The following is a 22,112-nucleotide window of genomic DNA, read 5'->3' as shown; positions in this document are numbered from 1 at the left end:
TAATATTATTTCCTTGTAATTTTAATTTCTCTTTTCTGACCAGCTATCTGTCTTAAAAGTACTTTTAACTGTTCATCAGTTACTTTACCTCTTAAGCTGCCAGCTTGAGCAGATTGGATTAATTGAATTTCAATTTGATTAACAAGCTCTGGTTTAGTCAATTTAAGGTTAGCTAATCTTGAACGTGCTTCAGTAGTCAAAATTTGAGCTATCAAAGCTTTCTTTTGCTCCTCAAATTGTCTTTGTGCTTCTTGCTGTTGCATTTGTTGTTGTGCTTGTTGTTGCATTTGACCTTGTGCAGCAGCTTGTCTGGCTTCTAATTCTGCCATTCTTTTACGGCGAATTTCATCAAGATCACTCATATCAAACTCTCCAAATAATTTAATTAATATTTTGCAAGATTAGGAATATCCTTAATGATTTCAGCAGAAATTTTATCTAAGAATGATCTTCCTGCTGGAGTAACAACTCTTCCACCTACAACTTTTTCAACATATCCTGCATCTTCTAATTGGTGTAGTGCATTTCTTACGATAGCTCCACTACCTTTTCTAAATACTTCAGGAGTTACTCCACGGTCTTTTTTACCACCGTAGAAAGTTCTTAAGCTCATAACTCCCACAGGTCCGTCCATGTACACTCTTCTGATGATAGATGCACATCTGGTATACCACCAGTCGACATCTTCAGGTTTTCTTTCTTTGTGAACACCGGTTTTTACAAAATTGGACCATGCAGGGGAATTGATTTTATCATTGTTTTTAAATTCTTCTGCGACTTTTTTAATTAATAAATCTGCAGGTACATCAAATACAGTAGTCATATTAATTCTCCAATATTTAATTTTAAATAATTGTCCTCATAATCAACTGTAAATTTAAGACCTAATAAAAATAGGGCCTGTAACTCTAAATTTAAGCAATGTTTTTAAGGCTTTTTTTTATAAATGACAGCGACATTTCCTCTAACATCTATAAGTTTAGATCTGGTTTTCTGGACAATGTCAGCTATATAATCATCTTTATTTTTAGCGATATTTTTTGCAAATTTAAGTTTAACAATTTCATTAGCTTTAAGTTGGCGTTTGATTTCTTCAATGACATTGTCATTAACACCAGCTTTACCAATATTCATTGTCATAGCGGAAAGAGCTCTATTCATCATTTCTTTTTTTGATTGACTCATATTTAGCTCTCCTTTTATTTTTTTTCTCCTTATAATAAGGAATTTTCATAACATGCCCACACTCGCCACATAAAATGTTAACTTCTTCGTTAACTAGCCGGACTGTAGCGTTGTGACCAGGGTAGAGAAACTTATTACACCTTTTACAATACCTTCTTGCCCATTTATCGGGAATTTTAGTATTATACTTGGTAGATAACTTCTTAGCTAATACAACATAACGGTTACTTCTTTCAGGGTGCTTTTCGAATTCAATCTCAGCACGTTCAAAAAGAATATTCATACGTTCAATAGCTATTTCAATCATCCATTTTGGTCTTTTTCCTCTACTCAAAGATATCCTCCTCATAATTATAATAATAACTATTAAATTAGGATATAATATTCAAAAATTGAATTAAAATGATTTGCGCATATTAAAACAAAAACCATAGTTAAAATAACCTTAGGTTAATATGAATATTAGGAATAAATTTGTTTTTCTATATTTATAAAGGTTGTGTTAAAAAAGAAATTTTATTAAAATCAATATAATTTTTAACTTTAAAGTATATGAAAATTTCCATAAAAATAATTTTAAAAAAAAAGACAGTTCAAAAAAAATGATTAAATAACACTATGAAACATGAAAGTAATACTTAATAATATAAAAAAATTAGAAAAAAATATACAAACACTAAAAATATAACGAAATAACTAAAAAATGTACAAAACTATATAAATGATAAAAATCTAAATAACAATTAGATAGCAATAAAAATTGTGTTAATTGTAATAAAAATTTTAAACAACAAAAGCTATCGGAATAATAGGCTGTCTTTACTGGCTGCCTATTATTTTCAGATATATTCTATTTTTTAAAAAGTGGTAACAAAGACTATTTTTATTTTTAAGCTTTTTAAACCTATTTCAAAAATATTGCCTTATAATATAAATAGTATTATTTTAATAATATAAATGTGAGGTCACAAATATGGCATTTTTAGATAAAGTAATAGGTTACGGCGATGTAAGTTCAGATATGGAAAAAGACTATGTATCAGAATTCTTTTTTGAAGATGAAGAAGTAATTCAGTCATATCAGTTTATAAGAGATCAGATAATTTTAACTAATTATGGAATCTATGAAGTAGATGTTCAAGGATTAAGCGGTAAAAAAGTAGAAGTTAAATTTTTCCCGAAAGACACGATTAAAACTATTTCATTTGAAACAGCAGGAACTTTAGACTTTGATGTAGATATTAAAATAGGTGTAACCAACAACACTGTTGTTAATGTAGACGGAGCAGCTTATAGTGAACCATTATCATTTAAAGTACCTTCAGACCAAGCTGAAGAAGCAAAAGAAATTGTGCGCCTAGTAAAAGAACATTATTTATTTTAAAGGATTTCTATAAATCCTATTCTATTTTTTACAAAAATAAAAATTTCAGTTTCACATTTAATTTTATTAAAGTCATATTAACAAAAAGTATTTATACTTCTTTTTAGAATGTTTATATGATATCGAACAATATCACAGTTAAAAACTAAATAAATTGGGAATATTTGATAATTTATAAAAAACTAAATATGTTTTAAATCAATAAAATTAGAGAAGTTTAGAAAGGTTGAATAAAAAATACTAACTATATATTGATGTGTTAATTGTAATTTAATGTTTAAATTTTATTAATAATTTTAAACAACGAGTTCTACTTCTCTAAATCCCATACAACACTATTTTCAAATAGAATAAACCAAATTATATTAAAATATCTTGTTTATGTATAGGCATATTATATTTTTAACCCCACGTACTATTTAAATATTTTTATAAAAAACTACAGCACCTTATTTAAAAACAGGATAATTTTCCCCCCCCCCCGATTTTAATATTAAAGAAAAATAGAAATTTAAATGAAAAATAAAATAATTTAAAGCCTAAAAATAGGATAAACTATAAAAAACCTACATTAAATTTAACCTTCCATTAACTCCATAAAAATTTAATTTTGATTAATTTTTAAAATAAAATTTAAAAATAATCCTATTAAAAAATAAAAATATTAAAAATTTAAATAAAATATATTTAAAACTTTATTAAAATATTCATAAATTTTTTAAAACGCCCATATTTAACAGTAAAAGATATAATTTTCAAAAAAATAAAAATAGAAAACAGATTGTATCCCATTATATAAATTACCCCTAATAGATACAATATTTGAAAAATAAGTAAATTATAAACAGTTCAAAAAAAAACAGTTTAAATTTAAACATTAACAATTTATTAACCAATTCATGAAATCAATCTCACCAAATGGAAACTCTTTTTTATCAAAAATAACATCTGCCACATAGTTAATTGTCTCATCAATAGACAAATCACTTACATCTATTTCACAGACATCACTGCCATATGATTCATATGCTTCAACACCACATACATCAAGTGCTTCTGCCTCCAGATTTTCACGGATTTTAGAATCAGAATATTGTCTGTCAGCCAGTCTTTTTTCCAGAATACTTGGATGAACTCTTAAAATTATTACTTTATCAGCACCTGTGCATAAATGAGACAAATGCCCTTCTACAATAAGTAATTTATCTGAATCAAGATTATCAATAATTTCTCCCAAAGCTACATCTAATTTAGGCACATCAATTATTTTATAACCTTTTTTATTATCAATCCCTAAAATTAAATCTTTGCCAATAGCCAATTCATTAATCCTAACCAAATTAGCTCCCAATCTTTTAGAAAGTTCACTAGCTAATGTAGTTTTTCCAACACATGGAGTTCCACTTATAAAAATAACCTGATTCATATTACTCACAATTATTTCTTAAGAATAATCCTTAAAACATCCTCATCTTCCAGAACATGATCAGGTCCGACTTTCTGACCTGGGAATTTAACTGATGTTCCCCATATTTTAGCATGACGGAAGTTTTTCACAAATTCCTTGTGTAATTTATCACAGGCATCAATGACTGTTGAACCTTTTTTAATAACTAACGGATCATTCATGTCTGCTTTTCTTCCTTGCGGTTTAAGATAAACACGAACAAGGTTTAAATTTTCAAAGATTGTTTCCTTAAGATTATCAATATTTAATTTTTTATCTGCAGAAATCGGTATAAATTCGGGAAGCTGTTTTTTCATCTCTTCAAGGTATGCTTTATCTACAAGATCCACCTTATTTAATAGAATCAACATTGGAACATATGATTTATTTCTATCAAGAACATCAATAAATTGATCCATTGTTACATCATCCCTGAAAAGTACGTCTGCATTATGCATGCCGTACTCATTTATGATAGATCTGATTGTTTTTTCATCAAGATGTGTAAGAGGAACTGTTGAAGATACATGGACACCACCAGTTCTTCTCCTGTTTACAGTTACATCAGGAGGTCTTTCATTTGGTCTGATACCAATATTTCTTAATTCCTTTAAAATAACATCCAAATGCTGTGGATTTAACACATCTAAAACAACTATAATCAGTTCAGCTGTCCTGGCTACAGATAAAATTTCTCTTCCCCTACCTTTACCACTGCTTGCTCCAGTAATAATTCCAGGAATATCAAAAACCTGTATTTTAGCATTTTTATACTCCATAACTCCAGGAACAATATCTAAAGTAGTAAATTGATAAGCTCCCACCTTACTTTCAGCATTAGTAAGTTCATTTAAAAGAGTAGATTTACCAACAGAAGGAAATCCAACAAGAACAACAGTAGCATCTCCAGATTTCTTTACATGGAAACCCTGACCTTTTGTTCCAGAACTACTTCTTTGAATAGACTCTTCTTTTAATTTAGAAAGTTTAGCTTTAAGTTTACCAATATGGTGAGAAGTAGCCTTGTTATATGGTGTCTTTTGAATTTCTTCTTCAATATCTTTTATTTTCTCTTCTATTCCCATTAAATCACCATATTATAATTAAAAAAAGAGATTAGGATTAAAATATCCTAATCAAAATTAAGCCCTGTCCGGACTAGTAGTAGCAATATTTCCATCAGTAGCATTAGATGTAGCAGGTGTACTAGTTCCGCCAGCGGCTGTGTTGTTATAATTTACTTGCCATAATGAAACTCCATTTTCCATATGAACCATGGAGAATACATTCTGACCCATACCACCTAACAGATATAATCTAGTAAACATTGAATCAGCTAATTTATTATGCATAATAATAGGTGTGTAGACATTATTTTCACCCATCAGGAATAATGTATAGTTAGAGTCACTTGGAGCTCCAGCTATTGATTCATTTTTCACTAATTGATTATTCTCAATTACCATGATACGGGATACATTCAATGGATTAAATTCTGATCCGTTTACTTTAAGTAAAGAACCATTATTTGAATATACCGCTTCAGTATGACCAGTAGTAGTGTTGTTTCCAGTACCTCTTGTAATAACTGCATCATATTCAAGACCAGACTCATTAATTAAAGCTAATCTGCCAGTAGATCCCGGTTCAACAGTTACTTGTTGGGAAGGCACATAATAATTGAAGTTTGTGGAATTCTGCTTATCAAAGTCCCATGCTCCAAAGTAACTCCACCAACCAGCTTTCTGCAGCATATCTGAACTTGCTACAAAGATAACCGGTCTTGGATTATCTGGGTGAGTAAGCGGAATAATAGTATTGGCCTGCTCAGTAGTTAAACCATATGTATTAATTAATGTATTTTTAGCATCCTGTGCATTTTTCGGCAGGATATTGATTAAAATATCAGTTGCTTTACCAGGACTGCCAGTATAGTCTGTTAATGTATTAGTAGCATTTTCACCAGAAGTTCCTAACATTCTAAATATTCCTGCAGATAACTCCATATTATCCGTCGTCATCGCCTGACCTAGCCAGAATGCCCTACTGTTACCAGTTTGACTACCCCCATCGAAGACTACTTGTCTATCAGCAGCAATCTCAAAGAGGTAACCGAAGTCCCACCAGGATGCAACAACAGTATTGTCAGCAGTATGCTCATTAATCCATAACATGGAATCCCACATAGCATCACTAGTACCAGGCACTACTTGATTAGCAGTTTGATAAGCACCGCAAACAGTAGGTGTTATCAATGCAAGAGCAATTGCTATAATAGCAACATACTTCTTAATAGGTACTTTAGTAGATGCAGACTTACTGGATTTTAATCCGTAAATAGTTATTCCACCAGCTATAGCAATTAATAGGAATAATATAATACCAAACATAGGTGCTGTAACTGCTGCTAATGGGTATGATGCAAAGAATCCTGTTACTAGTATAACTGCCATTAACATTTTGTCATTATCAAGTTTAGTTTTAACATAATCTGAAGCATATCCTACAAATATACCTGCCATTAAACCAAACGGTAATACAATAGTGGTAATGAACCTTGAACCCCTACTTACTGCAAGTGCTGTAATTACTACCCATACTATAAATAAAGTAGCAAACATTAAGTTCAAACGTTTAGCTTCAGTTACTTCATTATCTTTAGCAAATTTACTTACACTACCTAAAGATATTTTAAACTTACGGTCATTATCAATTTTTTTAGAAGATGATAATCTTTGGGATTTAGGTGGTTTTTTAGTTGTGTCACCAGCCGGTTTAATATTTCTAGAATCATATATCCTTTTTGCAAAGATAAATAATACAGTTAAACCAGCAAAGAATACGAAAATTCCACCAATACCGTTTATTACACCATTAGAATTAGCAAGTAAGAATGAATCCATACCTGCACCAAGCATACTTGGCATTTGCAATTCCGCAACAGAAATAAGTACATTAGGGAATCCACCGACAACTGTTGAAGTTGATTGCAAGGATAATAAACTGGTTAAACTACCAAATATTCCAATTACACCATCTACACCTTTAAATGCTGCAAGACCTATAAATCCTACAATACCTAAAATAACAATAGATATTAAATCCTTTTGATGTACAAACCAAGCAAATTTACTTGGGTACAATTCTCTTTCACTATCACCAATGTTAAATACATAACATAATATTAAGTACACAACTGAAAAGATACCCATAAGACCTACATAAAAGATGTATCCTGTCCATGACTGGGAGAAAAGACCTATAGATACAATAGACAATATTGCAAATACAACTTTTGCAATAAGATTCTTAGACCTCAAACTCTCCATAAAGAACAGTATGAAGAATAATGAAAAGATATAGTAGAACATATCTGTATCAAAAAATCCAGGGAATGTGTGTGCAAAATAGTTTGGTGCAAGCACTATTATTAATGTAGCTGTTATTGCACCCAAATCATTAGTCAAACGTCTAGCAAAGATAAACGCAGGAACAACTGCAAGAGATGCTACAATAGCACCTGTCCAGAATGCAACTTCCTGAACAGTATAATCACCAAAGAATTGGTTTGCTATATTGTAGAAGAACGATGTTACCCATACAATAGCTAACTCATAATTAATTTCATTTCCATCAGGGGAATTCCTATGCATATCCCAACTTGAACCATTGACTACTTCATCTCCCACATCGCCATGATCAACAAAGTTTTCAGTCAACCTTAAGTTATAATATGAATCCATTTCACTAAAATAAGGAAGACCTGAAGCATCTTCGTATTCTGCCTTTAAATCACCAGTAGGCAAAATATTAAGATCCGCTGCAGGAGCTCTTAATGCAAAAACAACAGCTAACAGAATCAAAATAATGATTACTGATTTACTTATTGTTAATATTGTTTTTTTATTCATCAAAATCCTCGATATTATTCAATTAACATAAAAACAATTACATCAACTGAATTTATTATTTAAAAAACTTATTTAAATTTATAAGAATGTTAAAGAAATAAAAATATTTTAGGCAAAACCATCAATACTTTTATTAATTTATATCTATTATTTTTAACATTATTAAATATTATGCATTTAAAAAAAAATTAGAAAAAATAAAGTCTATTGGACTTTATCTTTTAACTCATCTAAAGAACAGGTAAAGCGACATTTTGGAAATCCTCTGCAACCAACAAATTCCCCATACCTTCCAGACCTTTTAATCAGTTCTTTACCACAGCTAGGACACACACCAACTACTTTCATCTCACGAGGCTTAGTATTCTCTTTACCGCAATTAGGGTCAAGACATGCATGTTGACGTGGCTTACCAAAGGAAATCATAGGCAAACCGCATGTTTTACAAGTTTTCTTTAAGAAATTTACTCCTTTAGGAATGGAATAGGTTACTTTACAGTCAGGATAATTAGAGCACCCTACAAAATTACTTTTATTTTTAGGAGAGTATTTTTTAACTAAATTTCCGCCACATTTACATTTGCCGACAATATTACTTTCCTGATAAGCATCATAAATCTGAGAACCGATTTTAACTTTGTTTTTATCAATGTCACCTAAAATAACCTTAACTTCTTTTTCACCTTCAGCTACAACACTTTCACGAGTAGCTTTATCATTATCTATACCCTCAAGTTTATTTTCAAAGTCACGAGTTAACTCTTCACTTGTTAAATTAGAACAGTACTCACTTAAAGTATCAATTATGTTTTCACCAAGCTGATTAACCTCAATTTTATTTCCAGATATGTATTTTCTGTCATATAACTTATCAATAATATCTGCACGGGTAGCTTTAGTTCCAAGTTCCCTTTTTTCGAGCTCCTTAATTAAAGAAGCTTGATTATATCTTGCGGGAGGTTTAGTTTCTTTTTCTTCTGAAACAATCTCATTAACAACAATAGAGTCCCCTTCTTTAACCTCCGGGAATTTTTCATTATCTATTTTTTTAAATGGATAATGTTCCAGCCATCCTTTATGAGTAACTCTTCTGCGTCTGAATTTGAATTTCTCCCCACCGATATCTAAAGTGGTACTCATAGTTTCAAAGGTAGCTGCCTCGAAAAATACTGAAATGAATCTGTAAACAATCAGTTCATAAATTTTTAATTCATCCTTATCTAACTTATCTGGTAAAATACCTGTTGGATGAATAGCAGGGTGAGCAGCATCTTCCTTTTTACCTTCATTAGGCTTTAACTTAGCCGGAAGAGCTGAAATATGTGTTCTAAACTCAGAATTTTTAGATAATTGTAAAAATATGCTTTTAAAATCCAAGCTTTCAGGTAACTTTTGAGATGAAGTACGTGGATAAGAAGTATATCCTGCAGTATAAAGGCTTTGAGCAATAGTCTGAGTTTTTTTCGGAGAAAATCCAAAGACATTATAAGCTTCAGATTGCAAACCGCCTAAATTAAATGGAACTGGTGGTTTTGTAGTGGAATTGGAATATTTGATTTTATCAACAGATGCATCTTTATTTTCACAGTTTGCAAAAATTTCCTCAGCTCTTTTTTTATCAAATATTTTTCCATCTACATGATCTGCTTCAATTTCACCGTCAAGTAAAGCTTTAATTAACCAATAAGGTTCCGGTACAAATTTTTTAATCTCTTTTTCACGGTCTACTAAAATAGACAAAGTTGGAGTCTGAACTCTTCCTGCAGATAACTTTAAAAATCTTTTTTTAGCTGCACTTACAGATTTCATTAAAGCTTTTGATATGTTTACACCAAAGTAAAAGTCTAAAATATGTCTGGCTATACCGCTGTCTACCTGATGCTGGTCAATAGGTATTCTGTTTTCATATGCTTCTACAATATCTTTTTTAGTTAAAGTGGAAAATTTCATTCTTGAAGATTTTGCTATAGCATCATCGCCACATCCATACTTCAATGCATGATATCCGATTAAAGTCCCTTCAATATCATAATCGCATGCATGAATATAGCTGTCAGCACCTTTGGCATATTTTTTAATAGCTCTTACATAATCTTTAGTATAATTCTTAGTTTTTTTATCAATTTCAAATAATGGTGCCCAATGCAAATCAAAATAGACTTTTTCTTTTGGATTATCGGGAGTTAAAGAATATAAGTGTCCCACAGCAGACAATACTGTTATATCCTTACCTTCTCTTTCTAATGTCCAATATTTAACTTTTTTATTATATATGTTCTTTTTAGCTTTAGAAGACAACGCTTTAGCTATTTTTTCTGCAGATTTTGGTTTTTCGCAAATTATTACTTCATTCATTGTACCTGTACCGTTTTTAAATTTTTAAATTATAAAAATTTGTAAATTACTGATTTAATATTTAAAATAATTAATCCTATAAAAATATTTCTATTAAAAGAATTCAGTTTATATGAAGTAGTTTTAAAAATAAGATAAAATCAGTGCAAAAATATGAAAATTAAAAATAATTATAAATCTTCTCTGTAAAAACTGTAAAATTCAGCACAGTAATCACAAATCGGATATTTATCATAACGATAGTAAGCAAGTTCAGACTTATTCATGTCAAATTTCTTACCGCATAAAAAACAAGTTTCAATTTTTTCTTCATCAGACATGATATTACCTTAAAAAAAAATAAATAAAAATTAAAGTAATTCCAGCAAATTACCTAATTAATATTGTATTTTTGTAAAAGTAAGAGCTCTTCAGTAGATAATTTTCCACCATGTTTGAATTTATCAAATATTTCTTCAGCCCTTTCTTTTTCTTCACGATTTTTGTTACCGTTAGATGAAGAAGATTTGTTACTGCTGGATCTTCTTTTTCTAGGTCTGTTAGAACCTAATTTTTTATTGATAACATGAATATCGCTTAAAATGGATTTGAATTCTTCGTGTTTTGCAGAAGCATTTTTACGAGCTTCAATGAATTTTTTGTGAGCTTCATCAGCTGCAGTTCTGATATCATCAGTTTTTCTGAAGTATTTAAGCATTTCTTCATGAGCTGCTTGAGCTTTTTCAGAGAATTCAATAACTTTTTCGTGTTCTTCTTCAGATAATTTTTTAAGATCTTGTGCTTCACCTTTAACAGATTCATCTTCATGAATTTCCATTAACTGTTTTCTTAAATCATTTGCATTTTTAACAAGCTGATTTTCTTTTTTAATATCTAAAACACGAGTTTCAATGATTTTATCAATCTTTTTAATCTCATTTTCTATTTTAATTTTGTCACGTTTACCAGAAGACCATTCTAAGTTTCTAATTTTATTATTAGCTTCATTACGTGCTTTTTTAGCTTCTTCAACTTGTTTGTTGATTTCGTTACGTTCATTTCTGAATTCAATAGCTTTGTTTAAGTTTTCTTTTAATGATGCATTTAATTCATCACGGATTTTACGTTGTTCTTTAGCTATTCTGTTGAATTCTTCTCTTTCTTCAGTAACTTTAGCTATTTCAGCTTCTTTTTCATCTTTTTGTTTTCTTACACCTTCCATGGTGTCAGCTAAAACAAAATCAGATTCAGGAAGACCGTCTTTTTTAGGTTTTTCAGCTTCTTCAGTAGATTCTTCAGCTTTTTCTTCTGCTTCTTCTACTTGTTCAGTTTCGTCATCTTCAACAACGTCAGTGGATAATTGATTAATAATTTCATCTAAGACTTTGGTTAAGTCTTTTTCATCTACTACAACATCAGCTTTTTCTTTAACAGAATCCTTTGCATTGAAAGCAATTCCAATACCTGCTGATTCGATCATGGAAATGTCGTTAGCTCCATCCCCAACTGCAACAACTTCTTCTAAAGAAGTGTCATTACCTTCAATATGTTCTTTTAATATATCTAATTTAGAACCAGATACTAAAGGTCCAGTTACTTCACCAGTCAATTTACCGTCTTCAACAGTGAAACTATTAGTGTACACATTTTCAATACCGAGTTTGTCTTTTACGGTTTGTGCAACAATATCAAAACTACCACTAATAATAGCTACATCTAATCCTTCTTCTTTTAAACGTGCGATGGTATTTTCAGCACCATTCATTAATGGAAGTTCATCAGCAACTTTTTGAATATCTTCAACAGAAGTTCCTTCAAGAAGTTTAACTCTATCTTTAATAGAAGTTTCAAAGTCGATTTCTCCTTGCATAGCTTTTTCAGTGATTTCAGCTATTTCATCTTCAACATTTGCTAATTTCCCTATCTCATCAATTGCTTCTCCATCAATAATAACGTTATCTAAGTCAAATACTACAAGTTTAATCAATCATACCACCAATTATATTAAATCTAGCTCACTTAATCTATCGTAAGCTCTTTCGACACCTAATTTAGCGTCGCTACGTGTTTTAGCTCCAGTACAAACAACTTTACCAGAACCAAATAATAATAAAACAACTTTAGGGTCAGATAACCTGTATACTAAACCCGGAAATTGTTCAGGTTCGTATTCAGTATCTTCAAGCTCTAAAGCTACTGCTTCTAAGTTTAATGTGGATTCTAAGTTTGCAGAAGCCACAATGTTTTGAATTTTAATTTCGAATTCATGAGGAATTTCAGTATCAATAGTCCTCATTAAATCAACAGTCTTTTTAATAGCTAACTTTGAGTCATCTATAGACTTTGCCCCAGTACAAACAAGCTTACCAGAGCTGAAAATTAATGCTGCTGTTTTAGGATCTTTAAGTTTAAAAACTAATCCTGGAAACTGTTCACGATTAAAATTAACCCCTTCTAAAGCTTTGGAAACTTCAGTTAAAACTATATCTTTTCCTATGCTTGCAGAAGCCACAATGTTTTCTATTTTTATATCAACATCGGTCAATTTAAAACCTCCAATTAATTATTAAAATGAGTATCAGTAAAGATTTAAAATCATTAAATTTTTACTAATTAAATATTTTATTTAAATAGTATATAAACTTATGTTTATTTATAAACTAAAATCAAAAATATAGTATAAACATATTTTTTAAAAGTATTATTAAGGTCTGATAGAAATGATAGAAGTTGAAGTAAAAGCTAAAATTGATAATTTTGAAGATATGAGGGAAAAATTAAATAATCTAGGGGCTGTTAAAACTAAAGAAGAATTTCAGGAAGATATTTATTTCAATAGCCCCATTGTAGATTTTGCTAAAACCGATGAAGCCCTAAGAATAAGAACAACAGAACAAAACAACGAAAAACACATTTTCATAACATATAAAGGAGCTAAAATTGATTCTAAAAGTAAAACACGTGAAGAAATAGAATTTGGAATTGAAGACAGTGAAAAATGTGCAAAAACATTTGAACATATAGGATTTAAAAAAGTCAGAACTGTCCGTAAAAATCGTGAATATTATGCTTATAAAAACTTTGAAATAAGTTTAGATGATGTTGAAGGTTTAAGTCCATATATGGAAATTGAAATAGGTCTTGAAGATGGAAATGATTACCAACAATCCCAAGACAGTATTTTTGAAGTATTTGAACAGCTTGGCATTACAGATGGTTTTGAAAGAACTTCCTATCTGGAACTTTTAGAAAATTTATAATATAACATACTACAATTAATAATTAATTAAATATAAATGAGAAGTGATTATTTGCAATATTATATTAGTCATTATAATAAAGAACCTGAATTAAATTTCCCGGATGAAATTACAATTTATGATACAACTTTAAGGGACGGTGAGCAAACCCCCGGAGTTTGTTTCAGTCCTGAAGAAAAGTTAGAAATTGCTAAAAAATTAGATGAAATTAAAATTAAACAGATTGAAGCAGGTTTTCCAATAGTATCTAAAAAAGAACAAGAATCAGTAAAATCTATCACTTCTGAAGGCCTTAATGCACAGATTCTTTCTTTAGCTAGAACCAAAAAAGAAGACATTGATGCTGCTCTTGACTGTGATGTTGATGGTGTTATTACATTTATGGGGACTTCAGACATCCATTTAGAACACAAAATGCACATCGGACGTCAGGAAGCACTGAACACATGTATGAATGCTATTGAATATGCTAAAGATCATGGATTATTTGTGGCATTTTCTGCAGAAGATGCAACCAGAACTGATTTGGATTTCCTAAAAAGAATATATAACAAAGCTGAAAGCTACGGAGCAGATAGGGTACATATAGCAGATACTACTGGTGCTATAACTCCACAAGGAATTACCTATTTAGTAAAAGAACTTAAAAAAGATGTAAACATAGATATCGCTCTACACTGTCACAATGATTTTGGTTTGGCGGTTATAAATTCCATATCCGGTGTATTGGCTGGAGCTAATGGAATTTCCACAACAGTAAACGGTATTGGAGAACGTGCCGGAAATGCATCTCTTGAAGAGCTAATTATGTCTCTTAAATTATTATATGGTAAAGACTTAGGATTCAAAACCAGACATATTAAAGAATTATCCGAACTTGTATCAAAAGCCAGCGGACTGCCAATTCCTTACAACAAGCCTGTTGTAGGAAATAATGTATTCAGACATGAATCAGGAATCCATGTTGATGCAGTTATTGAAGAACCATTATGTTATGAACCGTATATTCCAGAATTAGTAGGGCAAAAAAGACAATTGGTATTAGGTAAACATTCAGGCTGCAGAGCAGTTAGAGCCAAATTAAATGAATGTGACCTGGATGTAAGTGATGATACACTTATTGAAATTGTTAAAAAAGTTAAAAAAAGCAGAGAAGAAGGAACCTACATTAATGATGATGTATTCAAACAGATCGTAAAAAGTTGTAATTATAAAAAAGAATAGGTGACAGTTTTGAATATTACAGAAAAAATATTATCAGCTAAAGCAAAAAAAGAGGTTACACCTGGAGAAATCATTGAAATTCCAGTTGATTTAGCTATGTCTCATGACGGAACATCACCACCAGCTATAAAAACCTTTGAAAAAGTAGCTGCCAAAGTCTGGGACAATGAAAAAATTGCAATTGTATTTGACCATAACGTTCCTGCAAATACCATAGGATCTGCAGAATTCCAGAAAGTATGCAGAGATTTTATAAAAAAACAGGGCATTGCTAAAAACTACATACACGGTGACGGAATATGCCATCAGGTACTTCCTGAAAAAGGACTGGTAGAACCTGGAAAAGTTATTGTAGGAGCAGACTCACACACATGTACTTATGGTGCATATGGAGCATTTTCCACAGGAATGGGTGCTACTGATTTAGCTATGGTCTATGCTACAGGTAAAACATGGTTTATGGTTCCTGAAGCTATTAAAATGGAAGTTACCGGAGAGCTGAATTCCTATACTGCTCCAAAAGACATTATTTTAAAAATCATAGGAGAAGTGGGAATAGCAGGAGCCACTTATAAAACTGCAGAATTCTGCGGAGAAACCATCGAAAAAATGGGAGTGGAAGGCAGAGCTACAATATGTAATATGGCTATTGAAATGGGAGCTAAAAACGGAATAATGGAACCTAATAAAGAAGTTATCCAATACGTTTCCCAGAGAACTGGAAAAAAAGAAAGTGAATTGAACATTGTTAAATCTGATAAAGATGCACAGTATTCAAAAGAAATGCACTTTGATATAAATGATATGGAACCTCAAATAGCCTGCCCTAATGATGTAGATAATGTTAAAGACATCTCCAAAGTTGAAGGGACAGCTGTTGACCAATGTTTAATAGGTTCCTGTACAAACGGCAGATTATCTGATTTGAAAGATGCTTATGAAATCTTAAAAGATAATGAAATTAATAATGATACCAGATTACTGATTCTTCCAGCATCAGCTGAAATTTACAAACAGGCAATACATAAAGGATACATTGATACATTTATAGATGCTGGAGCCATTATCTGCAATCCAGGATGCGGACCTTGTCTTGGGGGACATATGGGAGTTTTATCTGAAGGTGAAACCTGCGTATCTACAACAAACAGAAATTTCAAAGGAAGAATGGGAGATCCTAAATCTTCAGTATATCTGGCTAATTCAAAGGTTGTTGCTGCTTCAGCTATTGAAGGAGTTATTACAAATCCTAAAGATTTATAGTGAAAAAATGACTATCGAAAAAAATGAGGCAAATAAACGCCTAATTGAAAAAATAAACAAAGTAGAAGAAAATTATACAAAAAACTTTTCAAATACTCAAAAAATTCTGCTGACAACAGACGGCTCAATTACAGCTATTTTAGATGTGCTGTACGGTAAAATTACATTAAGTACCTTAGAACAGCACTTTGACAAGGCAGACTGTGAAATCAGCAAATTAATCAATGTTAATGAAGGGGCACAAATCAATTACAGGGAAGTTATAATGCATAAAGACGATGAAAACCTGATTTATGCACTGTCATACATCCCATTGGAACGCCTTACTGATGAAATCTGTTGTGATTTGGTTAGAGCAGATATACCGATAGGCAGAATTTTAAAAAATTACCGGATTGAATCAAGAAGAGAAGTAAATAAAATCTATATTGAAAAACCTAATGAAAGGTTAAAAGATTTATTTAACACAAAAGAAGATATGCTTGCCAGAGAATATGTAATTATCCATAAAAACAATGTATTGATGTGGATTAAAGAAGTATTCCCAGTCAGCAAATTTACAAACATTTAAACGGGTGATAAAATGGGTGTTAAATTAAAAGACATAATCCAGCCAGAACCGATTAATTTTAAAGATTTGAAAGGAAGAGCAATCTCTATAGATGCATTTAATACCCTTTACCAGTTCCTGTCTACAATCAGACAAAGAGACGGAAGACCCTTAAGTGACAGCAATGGAAATATAACTTCCCATTTAAGCGGAATTTTATATAGAAACTCTTCAATGATTGAAAAAGACATAAAACCGATTTATGTGTTTGACGGAACCCCATCTTACCTTAAACAGGAAACCATTGACCAGAGAAGACAGACAAGAGAAGAATCTGAAAAAAAATGGAAGGAAGCACTGGCTAAACAGGACACACAGGAAGCCAGAAAATATGCAATGAGATCTTCCAAATTATCTCCCTACATTATAGAATCCTCCAAAAAGCTGCTGACTATGATGGGAATACCTTACATTGAAGCATATGGTGAAGGAGAAGCCCAGGCAGCATACCTTGTTGAAAATGGAGATGCATGGGCAGTAGCTTCACAGGATTATGACTGTCTGTTATTCGGAGCCAAAAGAGTTGTAAGAAATCTGGCTATCAATTCCAACTTGGGAGATCTGGAATATTACAATTTAAAAAGAGTTTTAGATGAACTGGACATAAATAGAGAACAGCTTATTGATATGGGAATACTGATTGGAACTGATTTCAGTGAAGGCTTAAAAGGAGTAGGTGCAAAAACAGCTCTTAAACTGGCTAAAAAAGGAGAACTTGAAAATAAATTAGCCAAACTTCAGGAAGAGTCATCACATGACATATCTGAAGTCAGAGAAATATTCCTAAATCATAATGTAAATAAGGACTATAAAATCAGATGGAAAAAGCCTGCTAAAAATGATATTATTGACTTTTTATGTGAAGAACACGGTTTTTCACAGGACAGAGTTTCAAAAGCCTGCGACAAATTAAAAAATTTAAATTCAAATCAGAAAAGCCTTGAAGACTGGTTCTAATAAGAGGACAACATTGTGTCTATGATTATAACGACTGCAAAAATTGTTTAATGAAAACAAAATCATTAAAAACAAGTATTAAATATAATAAAATAATATTACCTGCTATTCAAAACATTAAATATTATTTTAACAAACACATAATAAAAAAAGGCATCGCACCATGAAAATTAAAGGATACAACATAAAAAACCCCCAAACAGTAAACCAGACAACAGTAAAAAGAATATTAGAAAGCAATCTACACCCATTAAAAACACACAAATTTAAACATAGTGAATACTTTAAGGAAGTAGAAATTGCACAACAACAAGGATCCGATTATGTATTAGCATATAAAATATATGATATGAATTTTAACCAATACTATTATATTTGTTCATATTTAGAGTCAGAACTAAACATTAAACCAAACAACGACATAACAATATTCAGAAGCAGAAAATACATAACCACACAAGACACACAAGAAACAACAACAGACACAGAAACACCAAAAGAATATAAAACAACACTAAAACAAGACATAATATGCATAATAAACACAATAGGAATAATATTCATAATAACAGCATTAATATATATGTTTATATTATAACAAAACAGATCCATAACAATAACACATAATAATATAAGATATATAATAATTATATTTATTATTCTTTTATTGTTGTTTATTGTTGTTTTTTATTTATATTTTATCACTTTTTTATCTTTTTTTACCTTAATAATTGCTATCAATACTTAATAATTACTAAAAACTACTAAAAAATAGCTAAAAATAACAACTAATAGCTACTAATAGCTAACAAACCATAAAATAACCAAAAAAAAATACTAAAAAATTGCAACAACAAAAAAACAATACAATACAAAAAACAAAATTACAAAAAGCCTTGAAGACTGGTTCTAATAAGGAGGAAACTCCGGACCAAATACTTTTTTGGCATAATCAACAGCCAATGCAACCTGATTATAGTAATTTTTCAGCATTTCCTTTTCAAAATATTTCCTATCAGGTGCCTTAATAATTAAATTAAGAAGCTTTTCATAGGTTTCAACAGCTAATTTTTTATTGAAATTATATTTTTCTTCTTTTTTACAGGATAACTTCTCAACACATGGAAATTCCAGTGTTTTACAAACAGTGTCTGTTGAAAAATAGGTCATTCGAATCAATGGAGAAACAGAACTTACCAGCACATGATTTCCCAAATCTATTAATGGAGGAATTCCTGTTTTGGTGTAACGTTCCATAGAAGTTAACCTGTCAAAATGTGCTAAATCATAACAGTGAAGTTCTGTATAAAAATCAGGTTCAAAATACTCAATCAGATCCAAAATCTTCAATCCGATTTCTGATTTATAATATTCCTTTTTAATTGTGGAAATATATGGAGTTTTATCAAAATTATAAAAATAAAACTGACCTTCTGAAAAATCATCAGCATTCAAACGTTTAAGAAATTTTAAAGAAGTTTTGCCTTCATTACCGTGAACTCCACCAATAAATAACTTAGTTGGACCTTCACCATTATCAACATATCTGAAATAAGACATATTATCTATAAAAAAAGAAAAAAATAAGAAGAAAACTTAAGTTCCTTCTTTCCAGCTGCACATGTACTCTTTTTGGCGCTCAGATAAAGTATCAATTTCAATATCCATAGCTTTTAATTTTAAATTAGCTACCTCATAATCAATGTCATCAGGAGCTTTTGTTACACCAACTTCCAAATCGTTGTTTAAAATGTATTTGGCAGACAATGCCTGAACAGCAAAACTCATATCCATAATTTCTGCAGGGTGTCCCTGTCCTCTGGCTGCTGATAAGTTTACCAATCTTCCATCTGCAAGCAAGTATATTTTTCTGCCGTCTTTCATAGTAAACATTTCAATACTTTCCCTTACTTCACGAACATCAGTTGACTGAGCTTCCAAATCCTGTCTGTTGATTTCCACATTAAAATGACCTGAATTACATAACATACAGCCATCTTTCATGTATTTAAAGTCATCACCATGAATAATATTGATGTTACCGGTTACAGTAATGATTAAATCAGCTTCTTTTACAGCATCTCTAATTTTCATTACTCTGTAACCATCCATTCTTGCTTCAAGTGCTCTGATTGAATCAATTTCAGTTACAATAACATTAGCTCCAAGACCTTGTGCTCTTAAAGCTATTCCACGACCGCACCAGCCATATCCACATACAACAACAGATTTACCAGCTATTAACATATTAGTAGTTCCCATAATTGCATCAAAACTGGATTGACCAGTACCATACCTGCTATCAAATAAATATTTAGTGTAAGCATCGTTTACAGCTACAACAGGGAATTTTAAAGCGCCATCTTTATGCATAGCTTCTAATCTGTGAACACCAGTAGTAGTTTCTTCACATGCTCCTTTAATATGTTTTAAAACATCAGTTCTTTCATTGTGAAGAACCATAATCATATCTGCACCGTCATCAATAATTATATCAGGTTTATGATCAAGAACCATGTTGATAGTTTGATAGTATTCTTCATCGTCCTGATCTCTCCAACCATAAATATTTAAACCTAAATCAGCAGCACCAGCTACTGCATCATCATGAGTGGATAACGGATTACATCCAGTCATAGCTACTTCAGCTCCACCTGCCTGTAAAGTCAATCCTAAATTAATAGTTTTAGGTTCTAAATGTAAACAGGACCCGATAGTGATTCCTTTGAAAGGTTGAGTTTCTTCATATTCTTTTTTAATGTGTTCAAGAACTGGCATGTGTCTTTGAACCCATTCAATTTTTCTTATACCTTCTTTAGCAAGAGACATATCTTTAACTTTACTCATAATATCCCCTATAAAAATTAAATAATATTATAATATATCGTTTGGGAGTTATTAAATATTATTATTTGAAAATGATTTTAAAAATATAAAATACAACAAAATATTCCAAATAAAATATATTACCATCATAATCAAATATTATAAAACTAAACAATATCTAATTATCAACAAATAAAATTAAAATATAATCATAAATAAGAAAAACAAAAAGTATAAATGTAATAAGAATTTAATATATATATGTCTGATGCCGGGGTGGCTCAGCTGGTTAGAGCGCACGGCTCATAGGGTAATTAAGCAGTGCTCTGACTAATTCCTGGGATACCGTGAGGCCGCGGGTTCGAATCCCGCTCCCGGCATCTTCAATCCCAGGAATATTTTTTATAAACTATTTTTCATGAAATTTTTAATTTTACAAGCTGATTTTATCGCTGATTTTAAAAATGCCAAATCAAAACTATTTTATAAATCATTAATAAATATATCATGTGTTAAGATTTGAGGATTTATTAAAATGCAATATAAAGAACTTGGAAAAACCAAAGAAAATGTTTCAATTCTTGGTTTCGGAGCTATGAGATTGCCTACAAAAGGTTCCAATGACAATATAGATGAAAGTTTGGCTAGTGAAATCCTTAGCTATGGAATTGATAATGGAATTAACATTATTGATACAGCCTATCCCTATCACAGTGCCGGAATTGACGGTAACGGAAACAGCGAAGTTTTCATTGGAAAATTTTTAAAGGAAAATAGCTATCGGGATGATGTTTTAATCTCTACAAAGTCTCCATGCTGGTTAATGGAAGAAAAAGGAGATTTTGAATATTATCTTGACAAACAACTTGAAAAACTCCAGACAGACAGTATTGATATTTATTTACTCCATGCTCTTACAAAAGATGACTGGGATAGAGTTCGCAAACTTAGAGTTCTGGATTTTCTTGATGACAGTTTAAGCAGTGGTAAAATAAAGCATGTGGGATTTTCATCACATACTGAAATTGATACATTTGTAGATATTCTTGATGCCTATCCAAAATGGGAAGTTGTCCTGACACAGATGAATTATCTTGACGAATACTACCAGACAGGAGTAATGGGTCTTGATGAATTGAAAAGGCTGAATATCGGAAGTATGATTATGGAACCACTGCGTGGAGGTCGATTAGTTCAAAATATTCCTCCGGAAGTTCAAAAACTTTGGGACAGTGCTGAAGTTAAAAGAACTCCTGTTGAATGGGCTTTAGAATACTTATGGAACAGAGATGATGTTGACTGTGTTTTAAGTGGTATGAATTCACTGGAACAGGTCAGACAAAATATTCAGATAGCTTCAGATGTTAAGGAAATTAATGAACATGACCATGATGTGATTAGAGAAGTTGCCAGAACATATAAGACATTAACTGGAAATGACTGTACCAGCTGCGGATACTGTATGCCATGTCCAGAAGATGTTGACATTATCAATTGTTTTAAGGAATACAACATTGGTAAAATGCTAAATAATCCTAAAGGAAGTGCACTGCAGTATTTTACTCTAATCGATGATGACTGCAGAGCAGACAGCTGCATCAATTGTGGAGAATGCGAATTTGTTTGCCCACAAATGCTCGACATCCCACAGGAACTTGAAAAAGTAGATGAATATTTCGGTAGAGAATTTAATCATTTTTAAGGTGAAAAA

At 31.1% G+C, this 22,112-nt stretch carries 21 protein-coding genes and 1 tRNA gene; 9 read left to right on the top strand and 13 right to left on the bottom strand.

Annotation, left to right across the window (positions count from 1 at the left end):
* Positions 1-5: 5 nt before the first annotated feature.
* The 4 genes from ACMC9J_RS05685 to ACMC9J_RS05670 form a co-directional block, all read right to left on the bottom strand.
* On the bottom strand, positions 6-362 hold the full coding sequence (locus ACMC9J_RS05685; RefSeq protein ID WP_004032465.1) for a DNA-binding protein: 357 nt from the start codon (positions 360-362) through the stop codon (positions 6-8).
* A 23-nt stretch (positions 363-385) separates the two neighbouring features.
* Complete coding sequence (locus tag ACMC9J_RS05680; protein WP_004032466.1) at positions 386-823, bottom strand: 30S ribosomal protein S19e; 438 nt, start codon at positions 821-823, stop codon at positions 386-388.
* A gap of 104 nt (positions 824-927) precedes the next feature.
* Entirely contained in the window at positions 928-1,185 is a 258-nt protein-coding gene (locus tag ACMC9J_RS05675; RefSeq protein ID WP_004032467.1) for a YhbY family RNA-binding protein, read from the bottom strand.
* On the bottom strand, positions 1,154-1,519 hold the full coding sequence (locus tag ACMC9J_RS05670) for a ribonuclease P protein component 4 (RefSeq protein ID WP_427003030.1): 366 nt from the start codon (positions 1,517-1,519) through the stop codon (positions 1,154-1,156). Before ACMC9J_RS05670 ends, ACMC9J_RS05675 begins: the two co-directional genes overlap by 32 nt.
* Before the next feature lie 639 nt (positions 1,520-2,158).
* On the opposite strand from ACMC9J_RS05670, the gene ACMC9J_RS05665 reads away from it, so the two are divergent.
* Positions 2,159-2,569 (top strand): PH domain-containing protein, encoded by a 411-nt coding sequence (locus tag ACMC9J_RS05665; RefSeq protein WP_019264597.1) that lies wholly within the window; start codon positions 2,159-2,161, stop codon positions 2,567-2,569.
* An 877-nt stretch (positions 2,570-3,446) separates the two neighbouring features.
* Here ACMC9J_RS05665 and ACMC9J_RS05660 read toward each other — a convergent pair.
* From ACMC9J_RS05660 to ACMC9J_RS05630, 7 genes are all read right to left on the bottom strand, one after another.
* Positions 3,447-3,995 (bottom strand): adenylate kinase family protein, encoded by a 549-nt coding sequence (locus ACMC9J_RS05660; protein ID WP_019264598.1) that lies wholly within the window; start codon positions 3,993-3,995, stop codon positions 3,447-3,449.
* 11 nt (positions 3,996-4,006) lie between these two features.
* Positions 4,007-5,101: an OBG GTPase family GTP-binding protein gene (locus ACMC9J_RS05655; RefSeq protein ID WP_019264599.1), complete on the bottom strand. Its 1,095-nt coding sequence runs from the start codon at positions 5,099-5,101 to the stop codon at positions 4,007-4,009.
* Positions 5,102-5,158: 57 nt separating this feature from the next.
* Complete coding sequence (locus tag ACMC9J_RS05650; protein ID WP_019264600.1) at positions 5,159-7,927, bottom strand: STT3 domain-containing protein; 2,769 nt, start codon at positions 7,925-7,927, stop codon at positions 5,159-5,161.
* Positions 7,928-8,131: 204 nt separating this feature from the next.
* Positions 8,132-10,282: a DNA topoisomerase I gene (gene topA, locus ACMC9J_RS05645; RefSeq protein WP_019264601.1), complete on the bottom strand. Its 2,151-nt coding sequence runs from the start codon at positions 10,280-10,282 to the stop codon at positions 8,132-8,134.
* A gap of 170 nt (positions 10,283-10,452) precedes the next feature.
* A complete protein-coding gene (locus ACMC9J_RS05640) occupies positions 10,453-10,602 on the bottom strand; it encodes a hypothetical protein (RefSeq protein ID WP_019264602.1) in 150 nt (49 codons plus the stop codon).
* A 53-nt stretch (positions 10,603-10,655) separates the two neighbouring features.
* Positions 10,656-12,248, bottom strand: coding sequence for a phosphoserine phosphatase SerB (gene serB / locus ACMC9J_RS05635; RefSeq protein ID WP_427003029.1), 1,593 nt, complete (start codon positions 12,246-12,248; stop codon positions 10,656-10,658).
* 12 nt (positions 12,249-12,260) lie between these two features.
* Positions 12,261-12,806: a TATA-box-binding protein gene (locus ACMC9J_RS05630; RefSeq protein ID WP_019264604.1), complete on the bottom strand. Its 546-nt coding sequence runs from the start codon at positions 12,804-12,806 to the stop codon at positions 12,261-12,263.
* 175 nt (positions 12,807-12,981) lie between these two features.
* On the opposite strand from ACMC9J_RS05630, the gene cyaB reads away from it, so the two are divergent.
* The 6 genes from cyaB to ACMC9J_RS05600 all read left to right on the top strand — a co-directional run bounded on the left by cyaB (position 12,982) and on the right by ACMC9J_RS05600 (position 18,173).
* A complete protein-coding gene (cyaB, locus tag ACMC9J_RS05625) occupies positions 12,982-13,521 on the top strand; it encodes a class IV adenylate cyclase (RefSeq protein WP_427003028.1) in 540 nt (179 codons plus the stop codon).
* Between the two features lie 51 nt (positions 13,522-13,572).
* Complete coding sequence (locus ACMC9J_RS05620) at positions 13,573-14,745, top strand: homocitrate synthase family protein (RefSeq protein WP_427003027.1); 1,173 nt, start codon at positions 13,573-13,575, stop codon at positions 14,743-14,745.
* A gap of 9 nt (positions 14,746-14,754) precedes the next feature.
* The gene (gene hacA / locus ACMC9J_RS05615; RefSeq protein ID WP_019266507.1) at positions 14,755-16,008 is read left to right on the top strand and encodes a homoaconitase large subunit; all 1,254 of its coding nucleotides are present in this window, start codon (positions 14,755-14,757) and stop codon (positions 16,006-16,008) included.
* A 7-nt stretch (positions 16,009-16,015) separates the two neighbouring features.
* Positions 16,016-16,579: a chorismate--pyruvate lyase family protein gene (locus tag ACMC9J_RS05610; RefSeq protein ID WP_427003026.1), complete on the top strand. Its 564-nt coding sequence runs from the start codon at positions 16,016-16,018 to the stop codon at positions 16,577-16,579.
* Positions 16,580-16,591: 12 nt separating this feature from the next.
* The gene (fen, locus tag ACMC9J_RS05605; protein ID WP_427003025.1) at positions 16,592-17,575 is read left to right on the top strand and encodes a flap endonuclease-1; all 984 of its coding nucleotides are present in this window, start codon (positions 16,592-16,594) and stop codon (positions 17,573-17,575) included.
* 163 nt (positions 17,576-17,738) lie between these two features.
* The gene (locus ACMC9J_RS05600; RefSeq protein WP_427003024.1) at positions 17,739-18,173 is read left to right on the top strand and encodes a hypothetical protein; all 435 of its coding nucleotides are present in this window, start codon (positions 17,739-17,741) and stop codon (positions 18,171-18,173) included.
* Between the two features lie 311 nt (positions 18,174-18,484).
* Here ACMC9J_RS05600 and ACMC9J_RS05595 read toward each other — a convergent pair whose 3' ends face one another.
* Together ACMC9J_RS05595 and ACMC9J_RS05590 are read right to left on the bottom strand one after the other, a co-directional pair.
* Positions 18,485-19,135, bottom strand: coding sequence for a DUF2119 domain-containing protein (locus tag ACMC9J_RS05595; RefSeq protein ID WP_250416866.1), 651 nt, complete (start codon positions 19,133-19,135; stop codon positions 18,485-18,487).
* Between the two features lie 36 nt (positions 19,136-19,171).
* Entirely contained in the window at positions 19,172-20,422 is a 1,251-nt protein-coding gene (locus ACMC9J_RS05590) for an adenosylhomocysteinase (protein WP_427003023.1), read from the bottom strand.
* A gap of 249 nt (positions 20,423-20,671) precedes the next feature.
* Here ACMC9J_RS05590 and ACMC9J_RS05585 point away from each other — a divergent pair.
* Positions 20,672-20,781 (top strand) — tRNA-Met (locus ACMC9J_RS05585).
* Positions 20,782-20,936: 155 nt separating this feature from the next.
* The gene (locus ACMC9J_RS05580; protein ID WP_427003022.1) at positions 20,937-22,103 is read left to right on the top strand and encodes an aldo/keto reductase; all 1,167 of its coding nucleotides are present in this window, start codon (positions 20,937-20,939) and stop codon (positions 22,101-22,103) included.
* The last annotated feature ends 9 nt before the right edge of the window (positions 22,104-22,112 follow it).

The organism is Methanobrevibacter intestini (assembly GCF_047402955.1).
GTDB classification, from domain to species: domain Archaea; phylum Methanobacteriota; class Methanobacteria; order Methanobacteriales; family Methanobacteriaceae; genus Methanocatella; species Methanocatella intestini.
Note: the sequence above shows the minus strand (reverse complement) of the source record. Positions and strands in the feature narration are given on the sequence as shown.

Coding starts and splice junctions, on each gene's coding strand:
- fen (WP_427003025.1), top strand. CDS start 16,592: ATGGGTGTTAAATTAAAAGACATAATCCAGCCAGAACCGATTAATTTT.
- ACMC9J_RS05665 (WP_019264597.1), top strand. CDS start 2,159: ATGGCATTTTTAGATAAAGTAATAGGTTACGGCGATGTAAGTTCAGAT.
- ACMC9J_RS05655 (WP_019264599.1), bottom strand. CDS start 5,101: ATGGGAATAGAAGAGAAAATAAAAGATATTGAAGAAGAAATTCAAAAG.
- ACMC9J_RS05600 (WP_427003024.1), top strand. CDS start 17,739: ATGAAAATTAAAGGATACAACATAAAAAACCCCCAAACAGTAAACCAG.
- ACMC9J_RS05650 (WP_019264600.1), bottom strand. CDS start 7,927: ATGAATAAAAAAACAATATTAACAATAAGTAAATCAGTAATCATTATT.
- ACMC9J_RS05595 (WP_250416866.1), bottom strand. CDS start 19,135: ATGTCTTATTTCAGATATGTTGATAATGGTGAAGGTCCAACTAAGTTA.
- ACMC9J_RS05640 (WP_019264602.1), bottom strand. CDS start 10,602: ATGTCTGATGAAGAAAAAATTGAAACTTGTTTTTTATGCGGTAAGAAA.
- ACMC9J_RS05610 (WP_427003026.1), top strand. CDS start 16,016: ATGACTATCGAAAAAAATGAGGCAAATAAACGCCTAATTGAAAAAATA.
- ACMC9J_RS05685 (WP_004032465.1), bottom strand. CDS start 362: ATGAGTGATCTTGATGAAATTCGCCGTAAAAGAATGGCAGAATTAGAA.
- ACMC9J_RS05590 (WP_427003023.1), bottom strand. CDS start 20,422: ATGAGTAAAGTTAAAGATATGTCTCTTGCTAAAGAAGGTATAAGAAAA.
- ACMC9J_RS05675 (WP_004032467.1), bottom strand. CDS start 1,185: ATGAGTCAATCAAAAAAAGAAATGATGAATAGAGCTCTTTCCGCTATG.
- cyaB (WP_427003028.1), top strand. CDS start 12,982: ATGATAGAAGTTGAAGTAAAAGCTAAAATTGATAATTTTGAAGATATG.
- ACMC9J_RS05660 (WP_019264598.1), bottom strand. CDS start 3,995: ATGAATCAGGTTATTTTTATAAGTGGAACTCCATGTGTTGGAAAAACT.
- topA (WP_019264601.1), bottom strand. CDS start 10,282: ATGAATGAAGTAATAATTTGCGAAAAACCAAAATCTGCAGAAAAAATA.
- ACMC9J_RS05680 (WP_004032466.1), bottom strand. CDS start 823: ATGACTACTGTATTTGATGTACCTGCAGATTTATTAATTAAAAAAGTC.
- ACMC9J_RS05580 (WP_427003022.1), top strand. CDS start 20,937: ATGCAATATAAAGAACTTGGAAAAACCAAAGAAAATGTTTCAATTCTT.